Raw genomic sequence first — 7,374 nt, forward strand, 5'->3', positions numbered from 1 at the left:
CGCAAAGATATGCTGGGTTGCGATGCGTGTCAAGGCGGAAAATAGAATGGTTACTCGTGAGACGAAAATATTCGGCTCGTGAGACGGATTTTTTCATTCCGCGAGACAAAATCATCCGTCTCACGAGATGATTTTTGCAGCCTCTCCTTTTCGTCATATTATAAAAAAAATGCGACCGTTTAGCCGCACCTTTTTTATAAATCAAGTTCACATGTTATAGATCAAAGTTCACATTATAGATCAAAACCCACACTGTCACTTGTTCTTTTTCCACAAGTTGCTCATATCCTCCAGTGTCTTTCCTTTCGTCTCAGGCACCCATCGCCAAACAAAGATCGCAGCGGCAACGCAGATTATGCCATACAGGCTATATGCAAACATCGGGCTGAAATCGTACAATGCCGGGAAAGTGGACGACACGATGTAATTGAAAATCCACTGGAAAGCAACGGCAATCGCCACAGCTTTACCACGGATGGTATTGGGGAAGATTTCGGCAATCAGCACCCAGCAGATCGGTCCCCATGACATCATGAAGAAAGCTGCATACACGATGATGGACAATACCGGTACGATGCCTTTGATGCCCATGCTATCGCACATAGCCACAGCGAACGCACCGACAGCCATACCGATAGAACCAATCACCAGCAACGGTTTACGCCCGAAGCGGTCTACCGTAAAGATAGCGACAAGCGTAAATACAATGTTCACGATACCCATAATAACGGTCTGCATCATGCCGCCGCCCTCTGCACCTGCACTCTCAAAGATACGCGGAGCGTAATATAGCACAGCATTGATGCCGATGGCCTGCTGGAATACGGAAAGCAGAATACCGATCACGATCACTGCCACACCGTATGAGAACAACTTCTCGGTCTTCTCCTTGGCAGTAGCCTTGATCTCTTCCAGAATCTCCCGTGCCTTGCTTGTGCCGTTCACCTTCTCCAGGATGGAATAGGCTTTCTCTTCCTGATGTATCAGCACCAGATAACGCGGTGTCTTCGGCACGAAGAACAGCAGGCAGCCGAACAGGGCAGCCGGGAAAGCTTCGGAACCGAACATATAACGCCAGCCTGTCTTGACGCTCCACATGTCCGATGCCGGATTGACGGACAGAATGCCGTCCACGCTCTTGTCGATAATGGGATTGGTGTGGTCGCCCATAATCAGATAGTTAACAAAATAGACCACCAGCATACCGAAGATGATGGCAAACTGGTTACAAGAGACCAGCGTACCCCGAATGTCGGAAGGGGCAATCTCGGCAATGTACATCGGACATACTGCAGACGCCAGTCCCACGCCGATACCACCCAGTACACGGTACAGGTTGAACGTGATGAGCAGATTCAGATTCGGCTCACCGTAGTTGAAAAACAGCACTTCGGGATAGTAAGAACCCAGTGCCGACAGGAAGAACAGCACGGATGCCAGCCGCAAGGAGTTGCGCCGTCCCAAGCGGGAAGCGAAGAAGCCGGAAAGCGCACCACCAATCACGCAACCGATGAGCGCACTGGAAGAAGTGATGCCGTGCATCACCTTGTCATATTGGAAGTCGGTCGCTTGCAGGAAGAATGCCTCAAGCCCCTTTTCTGCACCGGAAATCACGGCTGTATCATATCCAAACAACAGTCCACCCAAGATGGCAACAGTTGTAATGGAATAAAGGTAGAGCTTACTACCATTGTTAGTATCATTCATGATAAAAAAGATTAGGTTGATAAATGAGTGGAAAGAGACAAAATGATAATAACAAAGTGATAAGGCAATAGAAAACCTATCACCCTACCACTCCATCATTTCTCATCTTGACATATCAGCAATGCATGTTCTGATTAGCAATACATGTTCAGGATTGCTTCATACAACTCTTGCTTGCCGCTGGTCTGTTTCGGTTCGCCGTTAGCCTTTGCATAAGCCACAACGTCTTCCAGAGTCAGCTTGCCTTCTTCAAATTCCTTACCCTTGCCGGCGTCGAACGATGCATAACGGTCTGCCAGCATCTTCTTGTAAGGAGACTCTTCCAGCAACTTGGCTGCGCTTTCCAAGGCACGTGCCATCACGTCCATACCGGCAATGTGTGCGATGAAGATATCTTCCAAGTCGGTAGAGTTGCGACGCGTCTTGGCATCGAAGTTCGTACCGCCATCGCCGAAGCCACCGTTGCGGATGATCTGCATCATGGCCTGAGTCAGTTCATAGTTGTCGATGGGGAACTGGTCGGTATCCCAACCGTTCTGATAGTCACCACGGTTGGCGTCGATAGAACCCAGCATACCGTTGTCTACGGCTACAGCCAGTTCGTGTTCGAATGTGTGGCCGGCCAACGTAGCGTGGTTAACCTCGATGTTCACTTTGAAGTCCTTCTCCAGACCGTGAGCTTTCAGGAAGCCGATAACCGTTTCTGTATCTACGTCATACTGATGCTTAGAGGGTTCCATCGGTTTCGGTTCGATCAGGAAAGTACCCTTGAAACCACGTGCACGTGCATAGTCGCGAGCCAAGGTCAGCATCTGTGCCAAGTGTTCCTTCTCACGCTTCTGGTCGGTGTTCAGCAGTGACATGTAACCTTCGCGGCCACCCCAGAATACATAGTTTGTACCACCCAGTTCGATCGTAGCGTCGATGGCGTTCTTGATCTGAACGGCAGCGCGTGCTACAACGTCGAAGTCAGGATTCGTAGCGGCACCGTTCATATAACGTGCATGACCGAATACGTTGGCAGTACCCCACAACAGTTTGATGCCTGTTTCTTCTTGTTTCTGCTTAGCGTATGCGACAATAGCTTTCAGGTTAGCTTCATACTCTTCGATGCTTGAGCCTTCGGATACGAGGTCTACATCGTGGAAGCAATAGTATTCGATACCCATCTTCTGCATGAACTCGAAGCCGGCATCCAACTTGTTCTTGGCAGCCTGTACGGCATCAGCCTCACCGTTCCAAGGGAACTTCTTGGTACCGCCACCGAACTGGTCGCCACCTTCTGCGCAGAGTGTGTGCCACCAAGCCATAGAGAACTTCAACCAGTCCTTCATCTTCTTGCCCATGATCACCTTTTCGGCATCGTAATAACGGAATGCCATCGGGTTTCTACTCTCTTTACCTTCAAACTTAATCTTTCCTATTCCAGGAAAATACTCTTTTGTTGCCATAATTTAATTTGTTTTTTTAGGGTTTATATGTTGTTGATTGTTGATTATCTATTATTCATTATCCAGTTACCGACCGTTCTTTCTTCGGCCACTAACCATTCTTTATTTAGCCATTGATTTCTCCAGACGATGTTTCCAGCGTACATACGCATCCGCATATTCCTGGCGTTTGGTCTGGTTAGGCTCAATGACATCCAGTTTGTCCAGTGTGGCAAAAGCCTCATTATTGTCCTTGTAGATGCCTGCGCCGATACCCGCACCTTTGGCTGCACCCACCGAACCGTCGGTGTCGTACAGTTCGATCACCGCACCCGTCACGCCTGCCAGCGTATCGCGGAAAATGGAGCTGAGGAACATGTTCGCGTGTCCTGCATGTATCTTCTGCACGGGGATACCCATACCTTCCATAATGTCGATGCCATATTTGAAGGAGAACACGATGCCCTCTTGTGCTGCGCGTACGATGTGCTGCTTGCCATGCAGGTTGAAGTTCAATCCACGGATGGAGCAATTGATTTCTTTGTTCTCGAGCATGCGTTCCGCTCCGTTGCCGAAAGGCAGGATGCTGACGCCGCCACTGCCGATGGGAGCTTGCGATGCCAATACATTCATCTCGTTGTAAGAGATGCCTTCGGGAACGATTGTCCGTTTCACCCAAGAGTTCAGGATGCCCGTACCGTTGATGCAAAGCAGAACACCCAAACGGGTCTGCTCGTCCGTATGGTTCACGTGGGCAAAGGTATTTACGCGCGATTTCGGATCGTAGTTCACTTCGCCGTTCACGCCATACACCACGCCCGAAGTACCGGCAGTAGAAGCGATCTCACCCGGATTGAACACGTTCAGCGACAGGGCATTATTCGGCTGATCGCCTGCACGGTATGTAATCGGTGTGCCTTCTTTCAGTCCCAGTTCCTTCGCTGCGGCAACGCTCACGCGTCCTTGTTCGGCGAAGGTAGGTTTGATATCTGCAATCAGAGAGTTGTCGAAGCCATAGTAATCCATCAGGAAGTCAGCCACGCGGTTGTTCTTGAAATCCCAGAACATGCCTTCCGAAAGTCCGGAGACGGTAGTACAGATTTCTCCGCTCAGTTTCATGGCAATGTAATCACCCGGAAGCATGATTTTATAAATCCGCTCGTACAACTCAGGCTCGTTCTCCTTCACCCAAGCCAGTTTGGAAGCGGTGAAATTGCCCGGAGAATTCAGCAGATGCGAAAGACAGCGCTCCTCTCCCAACGTCTCGAATGCACGTTGTCCGTAAGACACGGCACGCGAATCGCACCAGATAATAGAAGGACGCAACACGTTCTGATCCTTATCTACACACACCAACCCGTGCATCTGGTAAGAGATACCGATTGCCTTGATTTCACCTGCGTTTACACCCGATTCTGCCATAATCGCTTGCGTGGCGAGTTTCAGGTTCTCCCACCAGCTTTCCGGATTTTGTTCCGCCCAGCCCTGTTTTACTGCGATGATGACAGCTTCTGTCTTCGGGAAGAAGGCAGAAGACACACATTTGCCTGTCTCAGCGTTCACCAGACTCGCTTTTACGGACGAGCTTCCAATGTCATAGCCTAATAAATACATGCTCTTAGAATTATGATTTTTAATTTATGATTTATATTATCGAAAGTCTATGATTACTGATAATCTGTGATTCACGATAACCTATACTTTCTATTGATTTATGATTCTCAATTTATGATTTTCTTTATTGATAAGTTTATGATTGCTGATTTACGATTTATATCCCTGAGGCGGAAACACGCCTGATGCGAAACTCAAATCCTATCCGTTGCTACATAAACCATAAGTCTAAAACCATAAATCTCCTCACCGTCTCACCTTATTATATATCTTCTTGTCGAAACGATAATAGCGTGCTGCCCGGTGCGCGACTCCTTGTTGTTTCTCTTCCAGCGGAACGACGTATTCCATCATCGCAATCTTCTTGTGAAAGTTCCTCACATCAATGGGTTTGCCGTAGATCAGTTCGTATAGCGTACGCAGTTGCGACGCCGTAAATTTACGGGGAAGCCAGTCGAACAATGCCGAAGGGTTGACCTCGACATATTGACGGATATAAATCAACGCTTCTTTTATGATCAGATTGTGGTCGAAAGCCAGTGCCTTGACATCCGGCAGTGGCACCCAGTATGCTTCGAAGTCGTCCAGATTACGACTCAAGGCACGGTCTATCTTCACCAAAGAGAGATAGGCAATGGTGACGATGCGTTCCACTTTCGACTTCATAGCCCTCTCCAACCAATGGATATCCTTCGGATCCTTGGTCCTGTTCTTTGAGCCAAATGCCTTGAACTGCACCAGTTTGACACTCTTTAGCCCTGTCAGCTCGTTCAAGACGCGTTTGGCAGCTCCGTCCAAGTCTTCGTCCATATAGATAAGACTCCCGGGAAGTTTCATATCGTGGAAAACTTCACCTTGCTCCTCGCCCACACGTTTCACTAGAAGAACCTTCAACTGCTCTCCGTCAAAACCAATCACAACGCAATCTACCGAGATATGATTGTTAGCCAATGGGATTTCATGTTCCATGTCTTGCATAATATCTATCTTTAAGCGCTGCAAAGATAAACAGGTTTTCCGAATAAGCAAGCAAGGAAAAGATAAAAATTAATATGTTATAAAGCATTATTTTACAATAAAATACATATCGTACATTTTACAATATCAATCCATAGGCTTATCATTAAAAAGACAATATGTATTACAGGTATGCGGCGAAGCATTCTAATTGTAGGAAATACAATAAGGATGAACTGCTTTATTTATAAGGATTTTAGTAGCCCGTTCCGTAGCTGTTCCCCGTATAGGCTTATTGTCTTTTTAAAGCAAAGCATTTCATGCGGAAAAGTTCTTCTTTTGTGGAAACCAGAAGAACAAAAGTGTCCATAGCCCCTCTATTCCCTTAATGCACAAAAATCATGCTTTTGTGCGGTTTTTACCGGGAAAAGCCGTACCTTTGCGCCACTTTTTTATTTAACATCTAAAATAAGAACAAGATGAAAGCATTTGTATTTCCGGGTCAGGGTGCCCAATTCGTAGGAATGGGTAAAGACCTGTACGAAAATTCCGCTTTAGCAAAAGAATTGTTTGAAAAAGCTAATGATATCCTCGGATATCGCATTACGGATATTATGTTCAACGGCACGGACGAGGATTTGCGCCAGACCAAGGTAACCCAACCGGCTGTATTCCTCCACTCTGTTATCTCCGCCCTCTGCATGGGCGACGACTTCAAACCCGAAATGACCGCCGGTCACTCATTAGGCGAATTCTCCGCATTGGTAGCCGCAGGCGCACTGAGTTTCGAAGACGGACTGAAGTTGGTCTATGCACGTGCTATGGCTATGCAGAAAGCCTGCGAGGCACAGCCTTCTACGATGGCTGCCATCATTGCCCTGCCCGACGAGAAAGTGGAAGAGATTTGTAAGCAAGTGACAGCCGAAGGCGAAGTTTGCGTAGCAGCCAACTACAATTGTCCGGGACAAATCGTAATTTCCGGCTCTATCGAGGGCATCAACAAGGCATGCGAGCAGATGAAAGCCGCCGGAGCCAAACGCGCCCTACCTTTGAAGGTGGGTGGTGCATTCCACTCTCCGCTGATGAACCCTGCCAAAGTCGAACTGGAAGCAGCCATCAACGCTACTGAGTTCCACACTCCGAAGTGTCCGGTCTATCAGAACGTAGACGCCCTGCCCCACACCGATCCGGCAGAAATCAAGACGAATCTGGTTGCACAGTTGACTGCCTCTGTCCGTTGGACGCAGACGGTGAAAAACATGGTTGCCGACGGTGCCACCGACTTCACGGAATGCGGACCGGGCGCCGTGCTGCAAGGCCTCATCAAGAAAATCGCGCCGGAAGCAACGGCTCATGGCATTGCATAATCCTTACTAGTTATACTTTCCGGGGTTGCCTTTCCAAGTGAGAGGCAACCCCATTTTTATCTCTTCGACCGTAGAGACTTATTCTTCCAAATCAAATTACAATAGTAGCGATCTCCATACCTATCTACACAGAGAAAGTATAAAGCAAAAAGCCCCATATCCGCCCCTAAAATAAAGCCGTATCTACCGGACAAAGAAAAATATTCGCTCTTTTTCAGCTCTTATTCCTATATATAGATAATATCTACTCGTTGGTTGAATTAAGAATCTAAATATTTACAAATGAAAAAGTTGCACAC

5 protein-coding genes are annotated in these 7,374 nt (G+C 47.7%); 1 reads left to right on the forward strand and 4 read right to left on the reverse strand.

Features of this window, described 5'->3' with window-relative positions:
- Positions 1-255: 255 nt before the first annotated feature.
- From xylE to QZ323_RS14285, 4 genes are all read right to left on the reverse strand, one after another.
- Positions 256-1,707, reverse strand: coding sequence for a D-xylose transporter XylE (gene xylE, locus QZ323_RS14270; protein WP_294635365.1), 1,452 nt, complete (start codon positions 1,705-1,707; stop codon positions 256-258).
- A 134-nt stretch (positions 1,708-1,841) separates the two neighbouring features.
- Positions 1,842-3,158, reverse strand: a complete 1,317-nt coding sequence (xylA, locus tag QZ323_RS14275) for a xylose isomerase (RefSeq protein ID WP_294635366.1) — start codon at positions 3,156-3,158, stop codon at positions 1,842-1,844.
- Positions 3,159-3,260: 102 nt separating this feature from the next.
- Positions 3,261-4,751, reverse strand: coding sequence for an FGGY-family carbohydrate kinase (locus tag QZ323_RS14280; RefSeq protein WP_294635367.1), 1,491 nt, complete (start codon positions 4,749-4,751; stop codon positions 3,261-3,263).
- A 246-nt stretch (positions 4,752-4,997) separates the two neighbouring features.
- Positions 4,998-5,729, reverse strand: a complete 732-nt coding sequence (locus QZ323_RS14285) for an NUDIX domain-containing protein (RefSeq protein WP_294635368.1) — start codon at positions 5,727-5,729, stop codon at positions 4,998-5,000.
- 458 nt (positions 5,730-6,187) lie between these two features.
- Here QZ323_RS14285 and fabD point away from each other — a divergent pair, with 458 nt between their 5' ends.
- A complete protein-coding gene (gene fabD / locus QZ323_RS14290) occupies positions 6,188-7,075 on the forward strand; it encodes an ACP S-malonyltransferase (protein WP_294635369.1) in 888 nt (295 codons plus the stop codon).
- Positions 7,076-7,374 lie beyond the last annotated feature (299 nt).

It is taken from the genome of uncultured Bacteroides sp. (genome assembly GCF_910585845.1).
GTDB lineage: Bacteria > Bacteroidota > Bacteroidia > Bacteroidales > Bacteroidaceae > Bacteroides.